We start from the raw sequence: 649 nt of genomic DNA on the forward strand, positions 1-649 counted from the left end.
AACCCTATCACCTAACCAGCGGGAAGATAACCCGTAAGCAAGGGCGTCACTGGCTAACGGTGGGGTCTGAAGGAAGCCGAAGGGGGAATCTGGAACATAGCGCAAGTAAACCGAGGTTGGCTCGTCAGATGGGTGACCTTGCAAAAGGTGGGAAAGCCCGAAAGCTGGATAATCTGAGGAGTTAGGACGGATGGGTTCAGATTCAGGCTAGTGTACTTAACCGGAGAAGCCCGGCATCATCCCTCTTGGAAGGGTAAACCCAAACAAGTGGAAACACAAGGGCGGGACGAAGTGGTGTGGGGTGGCAGATGAACCCGTAGTAGTGATTAACTCCCGGCCTGTGAAAGCTGGTAACAGACTGGAGGATAAAACTGGGAGGACACTGCATCTAATTGCAGTGGGGTACAACCGGCCAAAAGCGGCTGTACTTGCGAAGGGATGAAGGTAAATCAAAGTATGCAACTAAGGAACCGAGCGATGGGAGAAGAAGACAACTGAGGCTGAAAGGCCAAAGGGAACGGCCAAATCGGGGGTGACGAGCCTGCTGAAGGGTGCGCCCGCTTAGTCAGAGTAAGGTGGCTGGAAAGGTAAGATTGCCAGAGAGCTAGAGACGCCCGGAAAGTCACAAGAAGGAACTGGCGCGAAATCG

At 53.3% G+C, this 649-nt stretch carries 1 protein-coding gene; it reads left to right on the forward strand.

Features of this window, described 5'->3' with window-relative positions:
• On the forward strand, positions 1-185 hold a 185-nt coding region (locus Ga0451573_RS18910; RefSeq protein WP_231685749.1), incomplete at its 5' end, for a hypothetical protein.
• Between the last annotated feature and the right edge of the window lie 464 nt (positions 186-649).

The sequence above is a fragment of the Phosphitispora fastidiosa genome, assembly GCF_019008365.1.
GTDB lineage: Bacteria > Bacillota > Thermincolia > Thermincolales > UBA2595 > Phosphitispora > Phosphitispora fastidiosa.